General features: G+C 69.9%; 17 protein-coding genes. 4 read left to right on the top strand and 13 right to left on the bottom strand.

Annotated elements, in window-relative coordinates; translation table 11 throughout:
* Positions 1 to 38: 38 nt before the first annotated feature.
* A complete protein-coding gene (locus Afe05nite_RS25565) occupies positions 39 to 776 on the bottom strand; it encodes a sulfite exporter TauE/SafE family protein (RefSeq protein ID WP_203819736.1) in 738 nt (245 codons plus the stop codon).
* A gap of 252 nt (positions 777 to 1028) precedes the next feature.
* On the opposite strand from Afe05nite_RS25565, the gene nhaA reads away from it, so the two are divergent.
* A complete protein-coding gene (gene nhaA / locus Afe05nite_RS25560) occupies positions 1029 to 2345 on the top strand; it encodes a Na+/H+ antiporter NhaA (protein WP_203819735.1) in 1317 nt (438 codons plus the stop codon).
* Between the two features lie 36 nt (positions 2346 to 2381).
* Here nhaA and Afe05nite_RS25555 read toward each other — a convergent pair whose 3' ends face one another.
* Positions 2382 to 5306 carry a PAS domain S-box protein gene (locus Afe05nite_RS25555; RefSeq protein ID WP_203819734.1) on the bottom strand — a complete coding sequence of 975 codons (2925 nt, stop codon included), beginning with the start codon at positions 5304 to 5306 and terminating at the stop codon, positions 2382 to 2384.
* Between the two features lie 427 nt (positions 5307 to 5733).
* Complete coding sequence (locus tag Afe05nite_RS25550; RefSeq protein ID WP_203819733.1) at positions 5734 to 6312, bottom strand: TetR/AcrR family transcriptional regulator; 579 nt, start codon at positions 6310 to 6312, stop codon at positions 5734 to 5736.
* 95 nt (positions 6313 to 6407) lie between these two features.
* Here Afe05nite_RS25550 and Afe05nite_RS25545 point away from each other — a divergent pair, with 95 nt between their 5' ends.
* Positions 6408 to 7550: an FAD-dependent oxidoreductase gene (locus Afe05nite_RS25545; RefSeq protein ID WP_203819732.1), complete on the top strand. Its 1143-nt coding sequence runs from the start codon at positions 6408 to 6410 to the stop codon at positions 7548 to 7550.
* Positions 7551 to 7563: 13 nt separating this feature from the next.
* Here Afe05nite_RS25545 and lysX read toward each other — a convergent pair whose 3' ends face one another.
* The 4 genes from lysX to Afe05nite_RS25525 all read right to left on the bottom strand — a co-directional run bounded on the left by lysX (position 7564) and on the right by Afe05nite_RS25525 (position 13687).
* Positions 7564 to 10818: a bifunctional lysylphosphatidylglycerol synthetase/lysine--tRNA ligase LysX gene (lysX, locus tag Afe05nite_RS25540; protein WP_203819803.1), complete on the bottom strand. Its 3255-nt coding sequence runs from the start codon at positions 10816 to 10818 to the stop codon at positions 7564 to 7566.
* Positions 10819 to 10905: 87 nt separating this feature from the next.
* A complete protein-coding gene (locus tag Afe05nite_RS25535; RefSeq protein WP_203819731.1) occupies positions 10906 to 12474 on the bottom strand; it encodes a methyl-accepting chemotaxis protein in 1569 nt (522 codons plus the stop codon).
* Between the two features lie 182 nt (positions 12475 to 12656).
* A complete protein-coding gene (locus Afe05nite_RS25530) occupies positions 12657 to 13052 on the bottom strand; it encodes a TIGR03618 family F420-dependent PPOX class oxidoreductase (protein ID WP_203819730.1) in 396 nt (131 codons plus the stop codon).
* A gap of 14 nt (positions 13053 to 13066) precedes the next feature.
* Positions 13067 to 13687: a TetR/AcrR family transcriptional regulator gene (locus tag Afe05nite_RS25525; RefSeq protein ID WP_239118181.1), complete on the bottom strand. Its 621-nt coding sequence runs from the start codon at positions 13685 to 13687 to the stop codon at positions 13067 to 13069.
* A gap of 75 nt (positions 13688 to 13762) precedes the next feature.
* Here Afe05nite_RS25525 and Afe05nite_RS25520 point away from each other — a divergent pair, with 75 nt between their 5' ends.
* Positions 13763 to 14932 carry an epoxide hydrolase family protein gene (locus Afe05nite_RS25520; RefSeq protein WP_203819728.1) on the top strand — a complete coding sequence of 390 codons (1170 nt, stop codon included), beginning with the start codon at positions 13763 to 13765 and terminating at the stop codon, positions 14930 to 14932.
* Between the two features lie 436 nt (positions 14933 to 15368).
* Positions 15369 to 17417: a hybrid sensor histidine kinase/response regulator gene (locus tag Afe05nite_RS25515; protein ID WP_203819727.1), complete on the top strand. Its 2049-nt coding sequence runs from the start codon at positions 15369 to 15371 to the stop codon at positions 17415 to 17417.
* Between the two features lie 352 nt (positions 17418 to 17769).
* Here Afe05nite_RS25515 and Afe05nite_RS25510 read toward each other — a convergent pair whose 3' ends face one another.
* From Afe05nite_RS25510 to Afe05nite_RS25485, 6 genes are all read right to left on the bottom strand, one after another.
* Positions 17770 to 18024, bottom strand: a complete 255-nt coding sequence (locus Afe05nite_RS25510) for a hypothetical protein (RefSeq protein WP_203819726.1) — start codon at positions 18022 to 18024, stop codon at positions 17770 to 17772.
* 97 nt (positions 18025 to 18121) lie between these two features.
* Entirely contained in the window at positions 18122 to 19516 is a 1395-nt protein-coding gene (locus Afe05nite_RS25505; RefSeq protein ID WP_203819725.1) for a TfuA-like protein, read from the bottom strand.
* A 10-nt stretch (positions 19517 to 19526) separates the two neighbouring features.
* Positions 19527 to 20663, bottom strand: a complete 1137-nt coding sequence (locus Afe05nite_RS25500) for a YcaO-like family protein (RefSeq protein ID WP_203819724.1) — start codon at positions 20661 to 20663, stop codon at positions 19527 to 19529.
* Positions 20660 to 21652: an aKG-HExxH-type peptide beta-hydroxylase gene (locus Afe05nite_RS25495; protein ID WP_203819723.1), complete on the bottom strand. Its 993-nt coding sequence runs from the start codon at positions 21650 to 21652 to the stop codon at positions 20660 to 20662. Before Afe05nite_RS25495 ends, Afe05nite_RS25500 begins: the two co-directional genes overlap by 4 nt.
* Positions 21591 to 22874 (bottom strand): radical SAM protein, encoded by a 1284-nt coding sequence (locus Afe05nite_RS25490; RefSeq protein ID WP_203819722.1) that lies wholly within the window; start codon positions 22872 to 22874, stop codon positions 21591 to 21593. The genes Afe05nite_RS25495 and Afe05nite_RS25490 overlap by 62 nt, the downstream gene beginning before the upstream one ends.
* On the bottom strand, positions 22871 to 23029 hold the full coding sequence (locus Afe05nite_RS25485) for a hypothetical protein (RefSeq protein WP_203819721.1): 159 nt from the start codon (positions 23027 to 23029) through the stop codon (positions 22871 to 22873). The genes Afe05nite_RS25490 and Afe05nite_RS25485 overlap by 4 nt, the downstream gene beginning before the upstream one ends.
* Between the last annotated feature and the right edge of the window lie 21 nt (positions 23030 to 23050).

Genomic DNA, 23050 nt, shown 5'->3' with positions numbered 1-23050 from the left:
GGGGTCTGGTGCTTGACGCCGCGCGCACGCGAGGTCGGTCAGCCCCGGATGATCAGCAGGAGGGCGGCCGCCAGCAGGCCGGCTTCCACCAGCCGGACGAACACCCGGTCGCTGACCCGTCCCACGGTCTGCTTGCCGGCCCACGTGCCGGCCAGCGTCGCCGGGGTCAGGACCAGTCCGAGCAGCAGCACCCGGCCGTTCAGCAGCGCTCCGGCGCCGTAGGCGAGCAGCTTGCTCACGTGCACGAGCAGAGCGCAGGCCGCCTCCGAGCCGATGTACGCCGCGCGGGTCGACCCGGCGGCCAGGAAGAACGGCGCGGTCAACGGCCCGACCGAGCCGAGCAACGCCGATCCGAGCCCCGAGCCGGCCCCGACCGTCGTGAACGTCCATCGGCCCGGCGGTCGCGGTCGCGGGCGGACCCGCCGCCACACCACCATCACGAGCAGGAACACGCCGAGCAGCCACGGCAGTCCGGCCGGTGGTGCATGGGACAGCAGCAGACCACCGGCCACCGCGCCGGGGACCGCACCGGCCGCGAACCGTCCGATGATCGGCCATCGCAGTGCCTCGCGGTTGAGCCACACCCGCGAGGCGTTGCCGGACAGCTGCGTCAACGTCAGCACCGGCACCGCCGTACGCAACCCGAACAGGCCGGTGAAGACCGGTAGCAACAGCACCCCGCCCCCGAACCCGGCCACCGCCGACAACCACGCCAGCCCGAACGCGGCCACCGACGCCACCCCCAGCGTCCCCGCCGACCCGGCGGCGCCGCTCATCCGAATGCCCGCGGCGCCGCCGACGCCGGACTGTGCCGCGGCGCCGCGGGCACAGCCGGAGCAGGTAGATCGACGCCGGCATCCCTCGCGGCCGTCACGCACCCACCCCCGGATCGATCCTCCTACCAGGCATACCTCAAGCACACGGGAACGGCCGTCGGTCCCGGGGCGGCACGGTAGGATGCTGTTCAGGTGTGCCGGGAAGTCTGGTCGGCGAGGTTACCGTCGTGCTCGTTTCCCCGGAGGAGTTCTGTGGCCCCGACCCCGACCCCGACCCGCCCCCAACGGCACCTTTTCAGTCGCGGCAGTTGGCCTGAGGCCAGCCGCATCGGCGACATCCTGCGCACGGAAACCGTCGGTGGTGCTCTGCTGCTCGGCGCCGCCGTCCTCGCGCTGCTGTGGGCGAACTCGCCGTGGTCGTCGGGTTACCAGGATCTGATCGGGTTCAAGGCCGGCCCGCACCTGCTGCACCTGGATCTGACGTTGGCGCAGTGGGCGGCCGACGGGCTCCTGGCGATTTTCTTCTTCGTCGCCGGTCTCGAGTTGAAACGAGAATTCGTGGCCGGGGACCTGCGTGATCCGCGTCGGGCGGTGCTGCCGGTCGCCGCCGCGGCCGGCGGCATGGCCGCACCCGCGCTGATCTACGCGGCGGTCAACGCCGGGACGGTCGGGGGAGCGGTGCGAGGATGGGCGATCCCCACCGCCACCGACATCGCCTTCGCGCTGGCTGTGCTCGCGGTCATCGCCACGCACCTGCCGGCCGCGCTGCGAACCTTCCTGCTCACCCTGGCGGTGGTCGACGACCTGCTCGCGATCCTGATCATCGCGGTGTTCTACACCAGCTCGCTGCACCTGCTGCCGCTGGCCGCGGCGCTGGTGCCACTGGGCCTCTTCGCGGTCCTGGTGCAGCGGCGGGTCCGCTCCTGGTGGCTGCTGCTACCCCTGGCCGCGGCAACCTGGGGGCTGGTGCACGCCTCCGGTGTCCATGCCACTGTCGCGGGAGTGCTGCTGGGCTTCATGGTCCCGGTGGTCCGCCGCGGGGACCGGGACGGGCCCGGTCTCGCGGAGCACTTCGAGCACCGGTGGCGGCCGGTGTCGGCCGGGTTCGCGGTGCCGGTCTTCGCGTTCTTCGCGGCCGGGGTGTCGGTAGCCGGTGCCGGTGGGCTCGGCGCGACGGTGCGTGACCCGGTCACCGTCGGCGTCGTGCTGGGGCTGGTGGTCGGGAAATGCGTCGGGGTGCTCGGGTCGACATGGCTGGTGCAACGGTTCACCCGGGCCACCCTCGGCGACGGGGTGAGCTGGTGGGACGTGCTCGGCCTGGCACTGCTGGCGGGGATCGGGTTCACCGTGTCATTACTGATCGGTGAACTCGCCTTCGGGGTCGGCACCGAGAAGGACGAACACGCCCGCATCGGCATCCTTGCCGGGTCGCTGATCTCAGCGCTGCTTGCCATGGTGGTGCTGCGGACACGTAACAGCCATTACCGGAGGGCATGCGCGGCTGAAGCACGAGACACCGACGCCGACGGCGTCCCCGATGTCTGGGACGCCGATACCGTGCGGCGCTGACCGGGCTCGATCCACCCGCGGGAGCCAGGCCGGACATCAGGTCCGCGTTTCTCCCGCGGGGGTGACGGTTGCGACCGGCAATTCCATGGTGAAGGTGGTGCCGCCACCGGCGGCGGGATGAGCGGTGATCGTACCGTCGTGCGCGGTGACGATGGCTTTGACGATGGCAAGGCCGAGACCGGTGCCCTTGATGCCGTGCTGGGTTGCGGTGGTAGCGCGGAAGAACCGACTGAACAGGCGGTGATATTGGTCCGCGGGAATACCGATACCGTTGTCGGTGATATCCACGAGTATTCTGCCGTCGGCGACTCCGGCGACGATCTTGATGGTGCCGTCGTCCAGGGTGTACTTGATCGCATTGGCTATCAAGTTGTCGAAGACCTGGCGCAACCGGGCAGGGTCGGCTCGGACGGGTAGGTTCTGCGGAAGGTCGACGACGAACCCGATCCGCTTGGCGTCGGCCCGGCCTCGGTGGTCGTCGACCGCTTGGGCGATCAACGAAGTCAGTGATGTCAGAGCCGGCATGATCGTCACGTGTCCCGCATCGAGGCGGGCGAGGTCGAGCAAGTCGTTGACGATCTCCTGAAGCCGGGCGCTGTGGCGGTCGATCACCTCGATGGAGTTACGGGCGTCGGCGTCGAGGCCGACATCATCGAACAGCATCTCGGCGTAGCTGCGGATGGTCGCGATGGGATTGCACAGTTCATGGCTCACCACGGCGACGAGTTCGTCCTTCATCCGATCGAGTTCGCGGAGCCGGTCGAGTTGCTGCTTCTGCTGGGCCACGAGCTGTTCGCGTTGCTCGGCGAGCTGACGGCGTTCGGTGATATCGGTGCTGATGCCGTCGACGAACAGGCTCGCACCGTCGCGGCGGGTGGTCGCTCGGGTCCAGATCCATCGAGTGCGGCCATCGGCGGCGCGGATACGGAACTCGACCTGAGCCTCTTGCGTGTCGGCGAGGCTGCGGCGGAACCGGTGGAACATGGGTAGATCGTCCGGGTGTACGCGGTCAGCCACCGAAGCCGCCACATCACCGTCGGTGGGCAGGGCATCGCCGAATACACCGGCGCTGTTCGGACTGGCGTAGACCAGGTAAACGGTGCCGTCGGCGATTCCGACGGTCCAGACGAAGTCGTTGACACGCTCGATGACCCGGTTGAAGTCGCGTCGTGCAGCGGCCAGGGCGAGAGTGAGGTCGTCGGCTCGGCGTCGTTCGATGTGCTGACCGATGTAGGCGCAGATGCCTTCGAGCACGGCCAGGAGTTCGCCATCGTCCTCGATGGTTTCCGCGAAGAAGGTGAGCACCCCGAGGACGCGTCGGCCGCTACGAACGGGCAGGCCGATTGCGGCGTGCAAGCCGGCCTGCTGGGCTTCACGTCGGCGGGTGAAATCGTCGGTGTCCGCCTGCACGTCACGGATCCACCGGGCGTGACCGGTCGCCCAGACCTTCCCGGCCAGTCCTTCGCCATGGTGAAGGCTGATCGATTGGTCACCGGTGAATGCCGATAGCCCTGCTCCGGGCGCCACCCAGGAGCAGAACCGCACGATCCGTCCGGAGCCGCCGTCGACGCCGTCGTGGACGTGCCAGTACTCCCCGCAGGCCCAGCCGAAGGCCTCGGCGACCGCCGCGACCGTGGTCGCGGCGGCGTCTTCCGCGTTTTCGGCGTCGGCCAGGGCGCGAGCGACGGCGTGTTGCGCGGCTCGGAAGGTCTCCAGGCGATGTTGTTCGGTGATGTCGTGCATCGCGACTACCGCCCCTAGCGGTTGCCCGTCCGCAGCATCGATGCGGCGGCCGTTGGCCAAGAAGCGGCGTGGTGACTCCCCGGGAATGCGAATGATCAATTCTTCGCCCTGGACGTCGATTCCGGCGAACGCCTTGTTCAACGGCTCCTCCTCCGGGAGCAATTGACGCCGGCCGTCCGCGGCGAATTGCTGATACGGATCGGGCCACTTACCGGCCTTTTCGAGGTGCTCGACCGCGTGCCCGGCTCCGCGGAGAGCGCGATTGAACAACACTAGGTTGCCGCCCCTGTCGCAGGCCACGACACCGGTGTCGAGACTGTCCAGCAGGGATTGCAGGAAGGTTCGCTCGTACTCCAGCTGTTGCTGAGCGGCTTTGCGGTCACTGATGTCGTGGATGAAGGCGTGAAACACCGGCTTACCGTGCTCACGCCCGACTTGTAGCAGCATTTCGACCGGAAACTCGCGGCCGGTGTCATCGATCGCGGGGACCTCGAGACGCTGACCGGCCTTGGTCAACGTCCCGTTGATGCGGGCGGCCGCGAAGCCCCGTTCATGCGCCGGCCGAAATCGCGGTGAGACGATCAGTTCGGTGACTGGTCTCCCGATCACCGCATCGGCCGGCCGGCCGAAGAGGCGTTCCGCTGCGGCGTTCCACGCCGTGACGGCGCCGTCCATGTCGATGGTCACAAAGGCGTCCTGCATCCCGTCCAGCACGGCCTGCAGTCGTTCCGCCGTGTTCGATCGGTCGGCATGGGCCAGCCGCAGGGCGATCTCCGTGGATGCGGCGCCGGCCAGGTCCCGTATCACCGACACCTCGGCGTCCGTCCAGTCACGGGGGCAGACGTCGGCGACACAGAACGATCCGAGGACCTGTCCGCCGGGGGCGAGCAACGGAAAACCCGCGTACGACCGGAGGGCGATCGTGCCGTCGGTGAGGCTGTCGCACACGAGTGGATCCGCGGCGGCATCCTCGATGATCAACGGTCCGTCCCTGGTGACCAGGTGCTTGCACCATGACTGCGACAACGGGGTCTGCCGTTCGGCGGCCAATGGGGGGTCGAGACCTACGGCGCTGGCGAAGAACTGCCGGTCCTTGTCGACCAGGGAGACCAGCGCCACCGGTGCCCCGGTCAAGCGGGCCACCAGCCGGGTGAGCCGGTCCAGCGAGGGCACCGCCTCGGCGGTATCCAGCAAGTGGGTGTCGTGCAGGATCTGCAAGCGAACCGGATCAGTAATCGGATTCGCGGCGCCGCCCCCAGCTGAGATGCTCGGCCTCACGATGTCCCCATCGGTCGGCGGAGCCCTGGCCTGAGCTGAAACGCGAGTTTCAGATGGGGAACCAGTTGTCTCCACTGCGGTCGAACGAGGGCGCTGTCGATCGTTGCGCGCGGCGCTGACCCGGCCGTCATCGTGTCTGCTGGAACGTTCCGCTTCGAAGGTTTCCACGCTGAGCTTTCCGAGGTGCAGGACGGGAGCAAGTCGGTTCGGTAGTCGAGCCCTGGTGTCGCACACGCCCCGGGCCGTTCGCGGCTGCGCTGGTTCGGGCCGGGCTGACCCGCAACGTCTGGTGGTTGCTCTCGGAGCTTTATCGCAGCCGTGCCGGGCCCGCCGTGCTCGTCTTGGCGGGCGAGGCGGGACAGATGCGTCAGCCTGCGGTGACGTCCGCGGGGTACGGGCCGAGCAGGTAGCGCTGCACGGTCGGGGCGATCCAGGCGATCGTCTCGGGGCGGCTCATCGTGGCCATCGGAGCGAGCGCCAGTACGTACCGGCACAGGGCCAGGCCGAGGATTTGCGAGGCGACGAGGCCGGCCCGTACCCGCGGTTGATCGGTGTGCAGTTGCTCGACGACCGGCACCAGCTGGGCCGTGAAGATCTCCCGCATGCGGTCGGCGGCGGCCTGGTTGGTCACGCTGGCCCGCAGCAGCGCGGTCAACGTCTCGTCGTCCTCCCAGCGTTCGAGGAAATGCGTGAGAAGCATCGAGGCGACCTCTGCCGCCGGGGTGCCGGACAGCTCGGGCAGGCGCAGGTCGAACTCCGCCGCGGCCGCGAACAGGCGCTCCTTGCTGCCGTAATAGCGCATCACCATGGAGGGGTCGATGGCCGCGTCGGCCGCGATCGCGCGGATGGTGGCCCGTTCGTACCCGTCCGCGGCGAACCGCTCCTTGGCCGCGCGCAGGATGGCGGCCCGGGTGGCGTCGGAGCGCCGCGGTCGTTCGTCGGTCACGCCGCCAGCATATGCCAACGCTTGTTGACTGTATCGGCCCGCCCGCCTACAGTCATGCCAACAAGTGTTGGCAAACAATCGTTGGCAGGTGTTCCATGCGTCCCTCCACCACCGACGTACTCGTCGTCGGAGCCGGCCCGGTCGGGCTGGCCACGGCGGCCGCTCTGCAAGGCGCCGGCGTGGACGTGATCGTCGTCGACCGATCGGCCACGACCGCGCACACCAGCCGGGCCGCCGTCGTGCACGCCCGTACGCTCGAGGTGCTGGAGCGCATCGGAGCGGCGCGGCCGCTGGTCGCGGCCGGGCTCCCGGCGCCGCGGTTCACCATCAGAGACCGTGATCGCGTCCTCGCGCCGATCACGTTCGGCGCCTTGCCCACGCCGTACCCGTACGCCCTGATGGTTCCGCAATCGACCACCGAGGCGATACTCGACGACCGGCTGACCGCCGCAGGCGGGCGGGTGGCCCGCGGCCACGAAGCGGTCGGCCTTTCCGGGGCAACGGTCACCTTCGCCACCGGCGAGCAGATCGCCGCCCGCTACGTGGTCGCGGCCGACGGTATGAACAGCACCATCCGCCGCCTCGCGGGCATCGGCGCCGGCTCGCCGCCGGCCACGAGCTCCGGGGGAGACTCATTCGCCCTGGCGGACGTACGGGTGCACGGGGGCCCACCGCGCGACGAGGTCGTGCTGTACTTCTCCCGGGCCGGCCTGCTCGTGTGGGCACCGCTGCCCGACGGGACCGTGCGGATCGTGGCCGCCGCCGCCGACGCGCCCGAACGAGCGGAACCCGAATATGTCCAAGCGCTCCTGCGTGACCGCGGACCCGTCCGGATCCCGGCCCGCGTCACCGAGGTGACGTGGAGTTCCCGGTTCCGGGTCCATCATCGCGTCGCGGAGACCTTCCGGGCCGGACCGGTGCTGCTCGCCGGGGACGCCGGGCATGTGCACAGCCCCGCCGGGGGCCAGGGCATGAACCTCGGGATCAAGGACGCCCTCGCCCTGGCGGACGCCCTCGTCGACACGTTGACCTCCGGATCGGAGGAACCGCTTGACCGGTACGCCGCGGAACGGCTCGTCGCCGCGCGCCAGGTGGTCGGATTCGCGGCCCGGCTGACCCGCCTCGCCACCGTGCCCGCGCCGGTGCGCCCGATCCGCAACGCCGTACTGTCCACCCTGGCCCGAGTGCCCGCGGTCCGCAGCGGCCTCGCGCACCGCCTCTCCGGTGTGCCGGGGTGACCGGCCGGCTCGCCTACCGGTGGAACGGAAAGGCAAGCGTGGTGCGGATGTTGGTGCCGGTCAGAAGCATCACCAGGCGGTCGACGCCGAGACCGAGGCCGCCGGTCGGGGGCATCGCGTACTCCAGGGCGGTCAGGAACGCCTCGTCGAGCTGCATCGCCTCCATGTCACCGGCGGCTGCCTTCAGGGACTGGGCGGTGAGCCGGTCGCGCTGTTCGACCGGGTCGACCAGCTCGGAGTACGCCGTGCCCAGCTCCATCCCGAACGCCACCAGGTCCCACCGCTCGGACAGCCGCGGGTCGCTGCGATGGGTGCGGGTCAGCGGCGACGTCTCGAGCGGGAAGTCGGTGTAGAAGGTGGGATAGGTGGTCTGCTTCTCGACGAGCGCGTCGTAGAGCTCCAGCACCAGTTCACCCGAGGTGGCGTCGGCCGGCGCGTGCACGCCGTGGGCGTCGCAGACCACGCGGACCTTCTCCGCGGCCGTGGCCGAGGTCAGCTCGGCCCCGGCTGCGCGGCTCACCGCCTCGTGCACGGTCAGCACCGGCCACTCGTCGCTCAGGTCCACCGGGCCGTCGGGGCGCATCGCGATCGGCCGGCCGTGCACCGCGGTGGCGACCTCCAGGATGATCTCGCGGGTCAGCTCGCGCATCGTGTTGTAGTCGGCGTAGGCCTGATAGGCCTCCAGCGACGTGAACTCGGGGTTGTGGGTGGCGTCCACGCCCTCGTTGCGGAAGTTCCGGTTGAGCTCGAAGACCTTCTTCATGCCGGCCACGCAGAGCCGCTTGAGGTAGAGCTCGGGCGCGATCCGCAGATAGAGGTCCATGTCGTAGGCGTTGATGTGGGTGCGGAACGGCCGGGCCGCCGCCCCACCGTGTACGGCCTGCAGCATCGGGGTCTCCACCTCGGCGTACCCGCGTACCGAGAAAGCGTCACGCAGAGCCTTCACCGCCGCACTGCGATGCTGCAGCACCCGCATCGCGTCGGGGTTGACCAGCAGGTCGAGGTGGCGCTGGCTGAGCCGGGCCTCCGGGTCGGTGAAGCCGGCGTGGGTGTCCGGCAGCGGGCGCAGGCACTTGGCCGCCATCGTCCACTCGCCGACCAGGATCGACAGCTCGCCGCGGCGGGACGCGACGACCTCGCCGGTGACGCTGACGTGGTCGCCGAGGTCGACGGTGCGCCGCCACCGGTCCAGGACCGGCGCGGGGGTGGTCTCGTCGGCGAGCATCGCCTGCAGGGTGTCGGCGCCGTCCTGCAGCGACGCGAACACCACGCCGCCGTGGTCGCGTACGGCCCGGACCCGGCCGGTGACCGAGACCAGGGCGCCGGTGCGCTCGTCCGGGTCGAGCGCGGGGTACGCGGCCCGGATCGCGGCGATCGGGTCGGAGAGCGGAACCGCGACCGGGTAGGGCTCGTGGCCCAGCTCGACCAGGCGCTGGGCCTTCTCCAGGCGGGCCAGCTGCTGCTGGCTGAGCCGCCGCGGCGGGGCGACCGGGCGCAGCAGTTCGTCCTCCTGCTTGCGCACCGACTCGGCGATCTCGTCACCGCGGGCCGGCGCGGCCGGGGCCAGCGACGGCAGGAAACCCTCGGCGATGCCGGCCGCGATCGCGGCCCGGCTGAGCGTGAGCGAGGAGTCGAAGCAGAGGAACCGGGGGTACCACGACGGCAGGTATTTGGCGTTCGCCCGGTAGAGCGACTCCAGCTGCCAGAACCGGGACGCGACCGACAGCACGGCGTCGGACAGGCGGGTGACCGGGCCGGCGCCGACACTGTCGGCCGAGCTGAAGATCGAGCGGAACATCGCGAAGTTGAGCGAGACGCGGCGGACGCCGAGGTCCTTGGCGGCGGCCATCAGCGAGGCGACCATGAATTCGGTGAGGCCGTTCTCGGCCTGCCGATCGGCGCGCATCAGGTCGAGCGACAGCCCGTGTACGCCCCACGGGACGAAGCCGAGCACCCCGCGGACCGCCCCTTGGCTGTCGTGCGCGGTGACCAGCACGCAGCGGTCGTCGGCCGGGTCCCCGATGCGGCTCAGCGCCATCGTGAAGCCGCGCTCGGTGTCGTCGCCGCGCCACGCCGCCGCCACCCGCTCGATCTCGGCCCGGTCGTCGGCGCCGATGACCGCCTGCCGGCGCACCTGGCAGGTGTAGCCGGCCGTAGTGACCCGGGTGACGGCCCGCCGGACCGGGCTCATCGCCCGCGACTGCAGGCTGAACTCGGCCGTCTCGAGGATGGCCTCGTCGCCGATGGTCAGAGCTTTCAGACCCGCCTGGACGTACGCCTTGGCCCCCTCCTCACTGGCCGAGAGCACCGCCGGGAACCAGCCGTGGGCGCGTGCCTCGGCCTGCCAGGCGTCGATCGCGGCGGGCCAGGAACCGAGGTGGCCGATCGGGTCGGCGCTGGCCATGCTGACCGACGCGACGACCCGGTAGGTGATCGCGGCCCGCCCGTCGGGGGAGAAGATGACCGACTTGTCGCGCCGGGTCGCGAAGTAGCCCAGCGAATCGCGCTCGCCGTCCTGCAGGATCAGCCGGCGTAGGTGCAGCTCGGCGTCGGCGCTCATGTACTGCGCGGCGCGGGCCGAGCGCAGGAAGACGCTGACCGCGGCCAGCAGCACCAGGGCCGATATCGTCGAGACCGCGATCGCCGCCCAGTGGTGGCCGTGGTGGTCGTGCAGGCCCGCGGTGCTGCCGACGGTGTCCAGGCCCAGGGCGGTGCGGTTGGCCCAGACCACCCGCTCACCGACGCCGCGCAGGCTGGCCGGGAAGAACACGGTCAGACCGAACGCCACCGCCCAGGAGACGGCCAGGCCGGCGGCGAGCAGGGCCAGGGCCGTCCGGCGGGAGCCGTGCGCGAGCCGTGCCGGGAACGCCCGCCTCGCCCGCCACAGCAGCACGATCACGGCCACCCCGATCGGGGCGGCGATGATGACCTGGATCAGATCGGCCCGGGAGATGTCGAGGTCGGCCCGGCCCGGATCGTTCCAGAACACCAGGCCGACGGCCGCTGCCGTCAGGTCGACGAGCGTGGCCAGCACCTGGTAGACCAGCAGCAGCAGGAACGCCGCCCGCAACCGCCGCCGCAGCGCGCTGCCCAGCACGAGCAGCGCCGCCGCGATGAACAGGTTGGGCTGGGCCGGCAGGTTGAACAGCCCGAACCCGTCGTCCACCCACCAGGTCCAGTGGAACGCGCGCAACGGGAAACTGAGCAGCACCCAGATCCCGGCGAGCGTGACGAGACGGCCCGGCCAGGCCGCGAATCGGGTCTCCATGCTTGCCACACCGATACGTTAACCACGGCAAGCCACCCCCTTGGCGGCCGGTCTGCGCCCGGACCACGGCCGCCGGACGATCTCCCGCTAGAAGCGGAAGCCGGCGACCAGATCCTGGAGGTCGCGTGACGCGCGGGTCAGCTCCTGGGCGGTGTTCTCGGTGCGGGTCGCATTGGCGGTGGTTTCCTGCGCGGTTCGCGCGACGGCGCTGATGCTGGCGGCGATCTCACCGGCACCCGCGGCGGTTTCCCCGACGTTGCGGCTCATCTCGGACGTGGTCGCGGTCTGCTCCTCGATCGCCGCGGCGATCGTCGTCTGAGTGACGTTGATGTCCTCGACGATCTGGGAGATCTGCCCGATCGCGGTCACGGCGGCGTCGCTGCCCCGGCGAATGGTGTCGACCTGCGCGGCGATGTGCTCCGTCGCCGCGGCAGTCTGCTGGGCGAGGTCCTTGACCTCGCCCGCGACCACGGCGAAGCCTTTGCCGCTCTCGCCGGCCCGGGCGGCCTCGATGGTGGCGTTCAAGGCCAGCAGATTGGTCTGCTGGGCGATGGCCGTGATCAGCTTGACGATCGATTCGATCTCCGTCGAGGAGGCACCCAGCTGGGTCACGGTCCGGTCGGCGTCGGCGGCGGCGCGAACCCCGTTCCCGGCGATGAGGGTGGCTTGCGCCGCACTGCGCGAGATCTCGGCGATGGATGCGCTCATCTCCTCCGCGGACGCGGCCATGGTGGCAACGATGGCCGAGACCTCTTCGGCGCCCGCGCTGACCACGCCGGCTTTACCGCTGGTGTCCGCGGCCCCGCCGGACAGCTGCGTGCTGATCGTGCTCAGTTCGTCGGCCGCCCGGGCGACGCGGGTCGCTTCGCCGGCCACCTTGGCGACCAACGTCTGCATCCGGTCGGCGAACCGGTTGAAGCTGTGTGCCGCTTGGGTGATCTCGTCACGACCGCTGTCCAGGACGCGCTGGGTCAGGTCGCCGTCGCCGTCGGCGATCTCGGCCAGCCGGTGGTTCAGGTCGCGCAGGGGCCGGGTGATGGAACGGATCAGCAGGAGGGCCAGGACGGCGCCGATCGCCACCACACCGGTGCCGGCCGCGATCATCAGCACGGACGCTCGCCGGGAGGCGTCGTCCGACGCGGAGACGGCCGCGACCGCCTCCTCGTCGATCGAGGCGACCAGGCTGTCCACGGCGGCGGCGACCTTGTTGAAGATGGCGATCTCGTCGACCGCGACGAGCTTCTCGCCGTTGGCGGCGCGGCTCGGATCGCCACTGCGGAAGTCCGCGATGATCTTCTCGTCGAGGGTCATGAACTGGCTGAACATGTTCAGCGCCTCGGCGACGGTGGCCTCCTCGGCCGGCGTCAAGCGGGCCTGGCGCAACTCGGTCAGCTCGACCCGGAAAGCCTGGGCGGAAGCGAGGAAGGCGGCGCGGCTCGGCGCCTTGTCCGACGTCGCACCCGGCACCTGCCGGGACACGTCGTAGGCGTAGGCGGTCTGCCAGCCGTTGAAATCGGCGGACCGGAACTTGACCTGCATCGCCAGCCGCGTCGCGATCCGATAGTCCTGGACCGTCCGGGTCGCGTCGCGCTGCCCCGACATGGCGGCAAGACCCACGCTGATCATGGCGACGATCAGACTGAGAAGGAGAGTCATGCTGCCCACGAGACGCGCCGCGATCTTGACTTTGCGCAGGTTCGACAACACCAACCGCCCTTCGAGCCATCAACGTTGGCGCCGTGCCGGCGTCCGCGAACCCAAGATCGACGCGGATCGCTGATACTTGAAGGAACGGAGGGGTCCGACCTTTTCCGGGCCCCCGGGACCGGGGCGCCCGCCTACGGCGTGTGCAGCTTTTCGACCTTGACGGTGAGCAGGACGCGTTGCTGCTCGCCGGTCCCGTTGCCAAAGCCGGGGTACGGGCGGCCGATGTACTTCTGGGACAGCTCGTCGATGCTCTCCCGGGCCCCTACGGTGGTGGCCTCCACGACGGTGCCGCGCAGCGCCCAGGACCGCAACGGCCGGGCCGGGTCGGCGATGCCGATGGCGATCCGGGGGTCGCGTTTGATGTTGCGGGTCTTCTGGTGGGTGTCCACCGTGTTGATGAGCACGTGCTCGCCGTCCGTGCCGGCCCAGGTCTGGGAGATCTGCGGCGATCCGTCGGGCATGAGCGTGGTGACGAAGCAGATCGCCTTGCCGCGCAGAACTTCGAGTAGGTCGTCGGGCAGCGTCATGAGGAGCGGAACCTTCAATCCTGGTTGTTGTAGAGGCGGCCGATGATGGTCTCGTCCGGCGGGTCGCCGGGTAGTTCGGCGTGGCGCAGGCCGGCCAGCGCGATCGTGAGAGCGCGTCGCCACAGCTCCGGGGCGAAGGCGCGGGACGCGTCCATGACGCTGCCGACCATGACGTGCACCGTGGCGAAATCGGCGGGGGTCGTGCCGGCCGGTAACTGACCCGCGCGTACGGCCCGGTTGATGAGCTCCGCCACCACCGGGGTCATGCGTTCGTGCGCCCGCTTGACCACCGCGGTGGCCTGGTTCTGGCCGCGGAGCAGTTCCCCCAGCCCTCGGCTCCTCGCTTCGATCTCGAGTTGCCGCTCGAGGAACCGGGTGAGCCCGGCCCACGCGTCGTCGTCGCGGGCGGCCTGCTCGACGAGACCGATCACCGTGTCGATGTGCTCGCTGAACAGCGCGTCGAGCAGGTCCTGCCGGTTCGGGAACCGGCGGTAAACGGTGCCCATCCCGGTGCCGGCGGCTCGGGCGATGTCCTCGTACGGCACGTCGAGACCCCTGGTGGCCATCAGCTCGTCCGCCGTTCGCAGCAGGAGCTGGCGGTTCCGCTCGGCGTCGCGGCGCAGGGGCAAGGTCACGCCGGTGACTCTAGCCATGTGGAAGAGAAATTCCAAGTTGAATTTCTCTTCCACTTCTGGCCTATAGTGGCCGCCATGACGACCGACGACCTCATCAAGCCGTACCCGATCGGGGTATCCGACGCTGAGCTGCGGGACCTGCGCCGCCGACTCGAAGCCACCCGGTGGCCGGACCGCGAAACCGTGCCGGACGCCGGTCAAGGGCCGCAGTTGGACCGCATCCGAGCGCTCTGCGACTACTGGGCCACCGGCTACGACTGGCGACGCACCGAGCGCGACCTCAACAGCCTCGGATCGTCCAGCACCGTCCTCGACGGCCTCGACATCCACTTCCTGCACGTCCGCTCGGCGGAGCCGGGCGCGGTACCGCTGCTGCTGTGCCACGGATGGCCCGGCTCGATCCTGGAATTCCGCCGGCTGATCGGACCGCTGACCGACCCGGTCGGGCACGGCGGGACCGCCGAGGACGCCTTCCACGTGGTCATTCCCTCGATGCCCGGCTTCGGTTTCTCCGGCAAACCCACCACCACCGGCTGGAACGTCGCCCGGACGGCGGACGCCTGGATCACCCTGATGCGGCGTCTGGGGTACGACAGCTGGTTCGCCCAGGGCGGCGACTGGGGCGCGGCCGTCGTCGAACAGATCACCCGCAAGGCACCCGAGCGCAGCCGGGGAGTGCATTTCAACCTGCCGCTCGTGTTCCCCACCGCCCAGGAGATGAGCGAAGCCACCAGCGAGGAACAACAGATGATGGGGCGCGCTCAGCGCTACCGGACGGAGCTCGACGGGTACGCCCGGGAACAGGCGACCCGGCCGCAGACCATCGGATATTCCCTCGCGGACTCCCCGGCCGGACTCGCCGCCTGGATCTACACGCTGTTGCAGGACGTCACCGACAACGACGGCGATCCCGAGAAGGTCGTCGATCGCGACCAGATCCTCGACGACATCATGCTCTACTGGCTGCCCAACGCCGGTGCCTCCGCCGCCCGGCTGTACTGGGAGGACCGGCAGAGCAACGCCATGAACACCGGCACCGGCGGCCGCAATCCGGTTCCCGCCGGGTTCAGCATCTTCCCCGGCGAAGCCGTCCAGGCCTCCCGGCGCTGGATCGAACGGCGCTACGAAACGGTGCTGCACTACGCCCAGCTCGAACACGGCGGTCACTTCGCCGCCCTCGAGCAGCCCGCCGTCCTCACCGACCAGATCCGGACGACCTTCCGGGCCGCTTCTCGTCGAGCTTGACGCGGAGCTCGCCGGCCAGGGGCGGGCTGGTGTGCTCGACCAGATCGAGCGCCCGGTGGAGATGCGGACGCTCCGACCGGGGTTCCGTGCGGGTGGGGGTAGAGGTACGTATCGGGGGCCGGCAACCGGCGGACAAGAACCTCAACGCGGTCGACTCCCCGCTTGCCGGGCGACGGCGTGGGTGGTGCGGGGTCTGGCTTGTGGCCGTGTTCCTCCACGGTGGATGTTCGCCGGTTCGGGTCCCATTGCAGTCGCCGAACGTGCGGGCAGCAATTCGCCGTGCCGGTAGCGCCCACCCGGGCGCGGTAACGGTGGATCTCGCGGCTGCCGGCGTCGCCGGCCGGCGCCTGTTTCGGCATGGTCAGACCGTTTACTGTGGGCCGTCACCTGCGGTAATCGGGCTTTTGGCGCAGCCGGTGGTCGTAGGCTCGGCGTTGTGTCAGCATCATCTGCGGCCGACGGCGCGCCCGCGACCACCACGGCGCCGGACGAGGTCCTGATCCGGCTCTGGGAAGCCGCGCCGGACGCGGTCCTGGCCGTCGACCGAGCCGGGTTGATCGTGGCCGCGAACGCCGCGACCGAGCGGATCTTCGGATACCCGCGCACCGAACTCGTCGGCAAACCCGTCGACCTGCTCGTTCCGCACCGATTCCGGGCAGCGCACCCACGCCGTCGGGACAGCTATGACAGCCGCCCGGTCCCTCGACCGATGGGTGCGGCCGGGACGACTCTGGCGGCGCTACGCAACGACGGCAGCGAGTTCCCGGCCGAGATATCCCTGTCCGCGCTACCCGAGTCCGGGCTGGTCGTCGCAGCGGTCCGCGACGTCACCGAGCGGGTCAGCATCGAACACAAGTACCGCGGCCTGCTGGACGCCGCCCCGGATGCCATCGTCGCCGTCGACGAGAGCGGACGGATCCTGCTGGTCAACTCACAGGCCGAACGGCTCTTCGGCTACGACCGCGCCGAACTGGTCGGCCAGGCGATCGAGACTTTGGTGCCCGAAGCATCCCGCAGCCGGCATCCACAGCTACGCCGCCGCTACACCGACCTCCCGGTCACCCGGCCGATGGGCGCCGGTCTGGCCCTGGTCGCCCGCCGCAAGGACGGCACCGAGTTCCCCGCCGAGATATCCCTGTCCGCCCTCTCCTGCGGCGGCGACATGATCGTGTCCGCCGCGGTCCGCGACGTATCCGATCGGATCGCCGAACAGGACGCCCAGCGGCAACTCGCCGTCCACCGCGAACAGGTCACGGCCGCCGAACAACGCCGGCGCCTGGAAGAACAACTGCACCAGGCGCAACGACTGGAAAGCCTCGGCCAACTCGCCGGCGGGGTCGCCCACGACTTCAACAACCTGCTCGCCGTCATGCTCAACTACACCCGCATGGTCCTCGACCTGCTCGAAGACCCCGCCGCCCCGTCCGCACCCGACCGGGGCCAAGCCTGCCGGGATCTGCACCAGGTGCTCCGCGCCGGTGGACGGGCCACCGAGCTGACCCACCAGTTGCTCGCCTTCGGCCGGCGCGAAGTCGTCCGCCCCCGTCCGCTCGACCTCAACCAGGTCATCGATGACGTGCAGCAACTGCTGCGCCGCTCGATCGGCGAACACATCGACCTGCACGTCGAACTCGACCCCCACCTCTGGCCGATCATGGCCGACCCCGGCCAGATCGAGCAGATCCTGGTCAACCTCGCCGTCAACGCCCGCGACGCCATGCCCGGCGGCGGCACCTTGAGCGTGCACACCCGCAACATGGACCTTCCCCACGACGGCGCCGACCGCACCCTCCCCGCCTTGCCCGCCGGCCGGTACGCGCGAGTCCGGATCGCCGACACCGGCCACGGCATACCCGCCGACGTGCTCGATCGAGTGTTCGAACCGTTCTTCACCACCAAACCGGCCGGACAAGGCACCGGACTGGGACTCGCGACGGTATACGGGATCATCAGCCAGGCCGGCGGATACGCGACGATTCAATCCACCCCAGGAGCAGGAACCGCGTTCATCATCGCGCTGCCCGCCACCGACGAGGCGATGCCGGCAACCGGCGACCCGGCTCACCACACCCCAGCCACCGAGCCGACAACGCGGCAACCGCCCCGCGCCGGTGAGACCATCCTGGTGGTCGAGGACGAGGAAGCCCTGCGCGAAGTCACCGCGAGAATTCTGAGCCGCAACGGCTACCAGGTGATCGCCGCCGCCGACGGCCCCCAGGCGATCAAGATCTGCCAAGACGTGGCTCAGCCGGTCAGCCTCGTGTTGTCCGACGTGGTGATGCCGCGCATGAACGGCGCCGAACTCGCCGAACAGATCCACCAGATCCGGCCCGACGTCAAAGTGTTGTTCATGTCCGGCTATGCGCAACCGTTCGCGACCGGCAAAGGAGTCCTCGACGCCGACACCGTGCTGATCACCAAACCTTTCAGCCAAGCGGAACTGATCGACCGGATCCGCGAAACTCTCGACGCCGACTACGGCTGACCAGCAGCGCGGCCTGCCCGACCCGGACACCGATCTACCAGGCATCCCGGCCAAGCAGCGCAGGCACTCGACAACGCTCTCGCCGCCCGCCCGCCCGGCCGATATCGACCCAGCCGCGCTGAACGACGTCGACGCCGCCATCGCCACGATGTGCCGGGTGCGAGCGGCACTCATCCGCGGCGCGAATCGCCTCTCCGCCGATCCGCCCAGGACGTGAGCGATCTTTTCGTGGGGCCGGGCTCTCAGCGTGTTCGGCGACCTGGCGCGTCGATACGGCCGTTGTCGGGTCTCGGCCACCGGCCGCCAGCAGGGTAGGCAATGGCGGAACGGGCGGGTGCGGGGCCTGCGGCCGTCAGCTGCTGCGTCGCCGCATCCATCGGTAGAGCAGCCACAGCGCGAGTGCGACCGGCGTCAGGACTGCCGCGCCCAGGATTGCGAAGATCACTCCGTACCCGTGCGGATCGGAGTTCCAGCCGGCGGCGCTGACCACCGCCTCGCCGACGAGTACCGCTATCAGCGCGGCGGTACAGGCGAACAGGCCGAGTACGAGGTACCGAAGCGCTCCCTGAAGGGTGCCGGTGCGGGTCGTGTCATCGGGCGTGTCCATGGGTTGCTCCCCGAACCGTACGACGTGGGGCCGTCGACGTGGGAACGACCGCTCGGCCGCCGCCCGTTCGCGCGTCCTCGGAGAGACACCGGGGCGCCTACCGCACCGCATCGTCCACGGCTGTCATCACCAGGCCGTCGATCTCGGCGTCGCAGCGGGCGGCGAGATAGACCGGGCGCGCGGCGCTCAGCAGATCTTCCGTCGAGGAGAAGCCGCGGTCGAAGGCGGCCAGCTCCAGCTCGTCCGGGGTCGTGGACCAGCGCGCGCACAGCCAGGCGGTGATCTGCTCCGTCGCGATGTCGGCCGGGTCGAAATCCGTCCGATGCCGGCGACCCATCTCGTTGATCTGCCGGACGCGCGTGCCGAGCCCGAGCATCCGGGCGTGGGCGGGTTCGCGTCGGAAATCGGCCAGCATCCGTTCGGTGTCGACGATGCCGGGGCGGATGCGCAGGGCCCGTACCAGGAACCGGGCCAGCAGTTCGACGGTGTCGCACGTGGCACGCTCGGCCGCGGTCGTCCAGCACAGCAGGAAGTCCAGATCCTCCCGGCCGGCGGAGAACGGCTCGGTGAACGGGCCGGGGGAGTAGAAGCCGCGATGTGCGCCGTGCCGGACCGCGTCGGCCGCCCGGGCAGGCCCGTCGGTTGCGGCACGGATCGTCCCGCAGTCCCGGCGGCACTGCTCGACCAGGCCGGTCAGCGTCAGGTTCCGGTGCCGGAGCGGATATGAAGCGGCCAGCACCTGACACATCCGCATGGCGGACAGATCCGCCGCGGCCGAGGCGGTCAGCTCCCACCGTTGCAGATAGACGGTGCGCTGCACCGGTCGGCGGGCCGGCCGTGGCGCCGGCTCCTCGGTCAGCCGAACGACCAGTTCCCGGCCGTCGGCTCGCTTACGGTCGACCGGATTGTCCCGGCAGAAATCGGCCAGCCGCCGGGCCGCCGGGGGAGTCAGTCCGGCCTCGCGGGCGTACGCGTCGATCCGCCGGTGGTTACGGTCCCGGTAGGGTATCCGCCCCAGCGCGCCGACGATGTCCCGGACCTGCCCGGCAGTGCAGAGCCCCGCCCTTACGGCGACCGCCAAGCCGGCGCGGATGTTCACCAGGGGGGCCGACAGCGGCCGGAAGTGGTCCTCGGCGGGGCCGTGCAGCAATGCCACCTCGTCGTCCGCCCGCAGCCGCCCGTCGCGGTAGTCGGCGAAGATGCCGCCGATTCCCGTCATCCCGAACGAGTGGAGTTCCGCCGCTCGGAGAGCCCCGATACTGGCCGCTCCGAGCACCCGGACCCCGCGGTCCAGGACCGCGAGGATTTCCTTGTGCGGTATCGCCTGGTTCTGATGGAAGTAACCGTCGATGATGCCGACGACGTCTCCCGGCCGCAGGGGCAGGGCCAGCAGATCGCCCGCGGCGACCGGCGGCCGGATCACCAGATCCGCGTCGCCGGGCACGTCGGTCGTCTGCAGGGTCGGTCCGACGAAGAGATACCTCATGATCATGACGCCACCCTCAATAGCCGTTCGGGCAGTGCAGACCCGGGCACACCACGCGGACGACCGGGATGCCGAACTCCGGCCGGGTGTGGTCGACTACCAGCGGGCTGAAGCCGGTCAGTGCGTTGATCTCGCGGGTGAGCTGCGCTATGGCGGCGCCGCGGTCCGGCGGAGCGTCGATCCGTGGGCCGGGCGGCTGAGTCGTTGCCGGCTCCGGCCACGACATCGGTGCCGCAGCCGCACCCCGGTGGTAGAGCTCGGCGCTCAGATCCTCCCGGGTGCCCGCGACCGCGGCGACCCGGGCCTGCGCGGCCTCCATCATCGCCTGCAGAGCGGTGGCCGGGGCGTCGAAGCCGGCGGCGGTCCCATGGAATTCGGCCGGGAAGTCGTCGCTGCGGATCCGGACCGCGAAGCAGGCCACCCGCACCGGGGTGTCGATGGCCTCGATGCGCACCGCCACGTCGGCCCGCCGGAATCGGTCGGCCAGAGTGGCCACCGTGGTCCCGAGGGCGGCGGGATCGACGGCGCAGCCGCGCTCGCCGCCGAGACGGGTCAGTGCGTCCCGTTCGACCGTCTCCAGGAGGCCGTGCAGCACCGCCTGGTCGCGGGTGGCGCCGCTGGCCAGGCCGTTGCTCGTGCACTCGAACAGAACCGGCGCCCACTCGGGCGCCACGGTGCTGTCCAGCCGCAACAGGTCGGTCGGGACCAGTGTTCCGACGCCGTCCAGCAGGCGCGTCGCCGGGCTCCAGCCGAGCACTGAACCCGGGTTCAGCGGGCTGCGTGCCGTCGTCCGCAGCGCGGCCAGTGGATAGCCGAGCCCGGCACTCACTTCGCGAACCCGAGCGATGTGCGGGGCCGGCCCGAGGTTCTCCGCGTGCCATACCTCGATCGCCTCCATCGCCGCCGAGATGGCGGCGAGCAGGACCGTCGCGCCCTTGCCCTGCGACACCGACAGGGTCCGGGCGTCCGGCCGGATCGCCTGGCAGGCGGGAATCCCCATGTCGTCCAGCCAGGTGATGTCGGCGACCCGAGTGACCCCCACCCGGTTGAGCACCGGCTGGATCCGCTGCCAGAACGCCTCGTCCGCGCCGGTCTCGCGCGGTCCGCCGTCGAGGACGCCGCGCGCGGGGCCGATGGTGCCGGCGAAGGTCACGACGGGGTCGATCCGGCCGTGACGCCCTCCAGCACCTCATCGCGGTAACGAGCGATGAGCTCGGCCAGCGGCGGGACCGGCAGCAGTCGCAGCGCTCGGTCGAGGTCGGCGCGAGCCGTGGCCAGTTGCTCCGCGTGCTTCAGGTACATCGCCCCGGCGAACGCCCGGACCTCGGGCGACGGGCCCGTCTCGGAGAGCCAACGGCAGAAGAGCGCGACGTGCGAGAACGCCCAGTTGCCGTGCAGGAAGCCGAACACCGGGCGATGCGTGTCGAGCCAGGGCGCATAGTACGAGACGTCGGCTGGCAGGTCGACGCCGTACGCGGCGAACAGGTCGTTGAGCTCGGAATGCGCAGCCTCGTGGATCAGGTCACGGGCGACGTATCCGGGTTCGGCGAAGTAGTCGAGATGGACCGTGGCGGGCAGGGCAGTGGTGGTCCAGCTGCGGACGTTGTCGTCCGTCGGACGCCGTTCGGCGAACAGCACCACCACCCGCGAGTTGCGCCGCATCGTCGACCCGAAGCCCGCGGTCACCGCGATGTCCCGCGCCCTGCGAACGAGTTCGTCCCCGTCGCCCGTGGACGTTGCCAGTTCGGGGGTCAGGATCACCACCGGGGAGGTGGCGAGCGCGGGGTCGTCGACGAAGGCGGCACGGTCCGGCCGGACCACGACCATCGTGCCGGACTCGGTTCGCACCGGCCGGAGCGCCTGCTGGTCGGTGCGCAGGGCGAGCGACCGGGTCACCGCGGCCACATCGCCGTGCTGCGCGGCCCGGCTGACGCCCTCGAAGACATGATGGGCGAGGGCGTAGCACAGCGCGGATTCCGCTGCGGCCGGGCCGCCCCAGGGGTACCGGTCGGAGCCGGGGATCCGGTCGAGGATCTCGGCCAACCGGGCAAGCCGCTCGCAACGGTACGCGTCGACCCGTTCAGCCAGCTCCGACGGCAGGTCGAAGCGGGACGCCGAAGTGTTCACAGCGATTCCGGACATAGTCGATCAACCACCTTCGCGATTCGCAGTACTCGTGATCCCAATCGGTTCCCACCAGCCGTAGCCGGTCGGCGAGTGAGCCGCCCGCGCAGACCCGGGCGTGTGAACATCCCGTACAGGAGTCGAGCAGGCTCTCCATCGCTTCGCGCAGTACGGGATTGCGCTGCATCGCGACTATCTCGTCGAGGTCGCGGACGGTGTCCACGTGGCCGATGCGGGCGTCCGGTGTGGAGATCTCCTCCGACGCGCCGATCGTGCCGTCGGGGTAGAGCGCCACGATGAACGGCTCCTTGGTCAGCGACCAGTCGGTCAGCGTCACATCGGCACCGGAGAAATGCAGCAACATCGAGAAGAGCGGTTCCACCAGGAACTGTCTGAAGTGCCGTTCGTGCCACACGTCGAAGCAGTCGGCGACGAACCGGGCGTACTCATGTGGTGTCGTCGCCCAGCCGGCGGCCCCCTGACCTGAACCGTTGAGCAGGCTGAGCGACTGGGCGTTGCCCTTGGGGAATTTGATGGTGGTCACGTTGTAATCCAGGCAGGGACTCAGCCGGACGGCCCGGACGTGCGGAAGCTCGGCGATCATGGCCATGGTCTCGGCGGCCCGGTCCAGCACCAGTTTGGTCACCGTGACACATACGGCGATCGTTTTGCCCCGACGGTGCAGCAGCTCCACTCCGCGGAGCATCCGGTCGAACGTCGGCAGGTCGCGGTAGTCGACGCGGTAGGCGTTGGCCGACCGCGGACCGTCGATCGACACGCCGATGTCGATGTCCGGGAAGTATTCGTCGAACAGGTCGACCCAGGCGTCGGTCAGCAGCATGCCGTTCGTCTGCATCGTCATTTCCAGCGGCCCCGGGTAAGACCTCATCAATTCCAGCAGCGGGCGCATCCGTGCGGTTCCGATGAGCAGCGGCTCGCCACCGTGCAGAACAATGCGGAGCGGGCGGGTGCCGGCAGTGCGCAGGAATTTGCCCAGTGTTTCCGGGCTCAGCCAATTCTCGTCCGGGTACGGTTTACGCTTTTCGTAGCAGTAATAGCAGTTGATGTTGCAGGCTGCGCCGGCCAGCTTGAGAATGACGGTCAGCGACTCGTCCGGCCGGGGAAGTCTCAGTTCCATCCGTGCCTCCCATCGGGCATTGGTATTGCCGGAGAACGCCATTTCAGCGGTGGGGTGGCGAGGAACCGGCCAGGCGGCACGCCGCCTGGCCGGCCCGGTCACCGGCGGTTCGCTCCGTCGGCGAGCGCCTGCTCGACGCGTTCCCAGTCGCGGGTGCTCACACTCGACGTGTGCGCGGTCGGACGGGCGACGTCGTTGTCCCGGCGGAAGTCGCCGAGCGCCTGCAGGAACTTGCCAAAATCGATCTTCTCTTCCATTTTTCCTCCCTTCGTTGTTAT

Origin of the sequence: Paractinoplanes ferrugineus (genome assembly GCF_016862195.1) — a bacterium.
Taxonomy (GTDB): domain Bacteria; phylum Actinomycetota; class Actinomycetes; order Mycobacteriales; family Micromonosporaceae; genus Actinoplanes; species Actinoplanes ferrugineus.
Note: the sequence above shows the minus strand (reverse complement) of the source record. Positions and strands in the feature narration are given on the sequence as shown.

Bases quoted from the DNA above. Each gene is read 5' to 3' on its own strand.
- Afe05nite_RS25565 (WP_203819736.1), bottom strand. From the start codon at position 776: ATGAGCGGCGCCGCCGGGTCGGCGGGGACGCTGGGGGTGGCGTCGGTG.
- Afe05nite_RS25545 (WP_203819732.1), top strand. From the start codon at position 6,408: ATGCGTCCCTCCACCACCGACGTACTCGTCGTCGGAGCCGGCCCGGTC.
- lysX (WP_203819803.1), bottom strand. From the start codon at position 10,818: ATGGAGACCCGATTCGCGGCCTGGCCGGGCCGTCTCGTCACGCTCGCC.
- Afe05nite_RS25535 (WP_203819731.1), bottom strand. From the start codon at position 12,474: ATGACTCTCCTTCTCAGTCTGATCGTCGCCATGATCAGCGTGGGTCTT.
- Afe05nite_RS25530 (WP_203819730.1), bottom strand. From the start codon at position 13,052: ATGACGCTGCCCGACGACCTACTCGAAGTTCTGCGCGGCAAGGCGATC.
- Afe05nite_RS25520 (WP_203819728.1), top strand. From the start codon at position 13,763: ATGACGACCGACGACCTCATCAAGCCGTACCCGATCGGGGTATCCGAC.
- Afe05nite_RS25510 (WP_203819726.1), bottom strand. From the start codon at position 18,024: ATGGACACGCCCGATGACACGACCCGCACCGGCACCCTTCAGGGAGCG.
- Afe05nite_RS25505 (WP_203819725.1), bottom strand. From the start codon at position 19,516: ATGATCATGAGGTATCTCTTCGTCGGACCGACCCTGCAGACGACCGAC.
- Afe05nite_RS25495 (WP_203819723.1), bottom strand. From the start codon at position 21,652: ATGTCCGGAATCGCTGTGAACACTTCGGCGTCCCGCTTCGACCTGCCG.
- Afe05nite_RS25485 (WP_203819721.1), bottom strand. From the start codon at position 23,029: ATGGAAGAGAAGATCGATTTTGGCAAGTTCCTGCAGGCGCTCGGCGAC.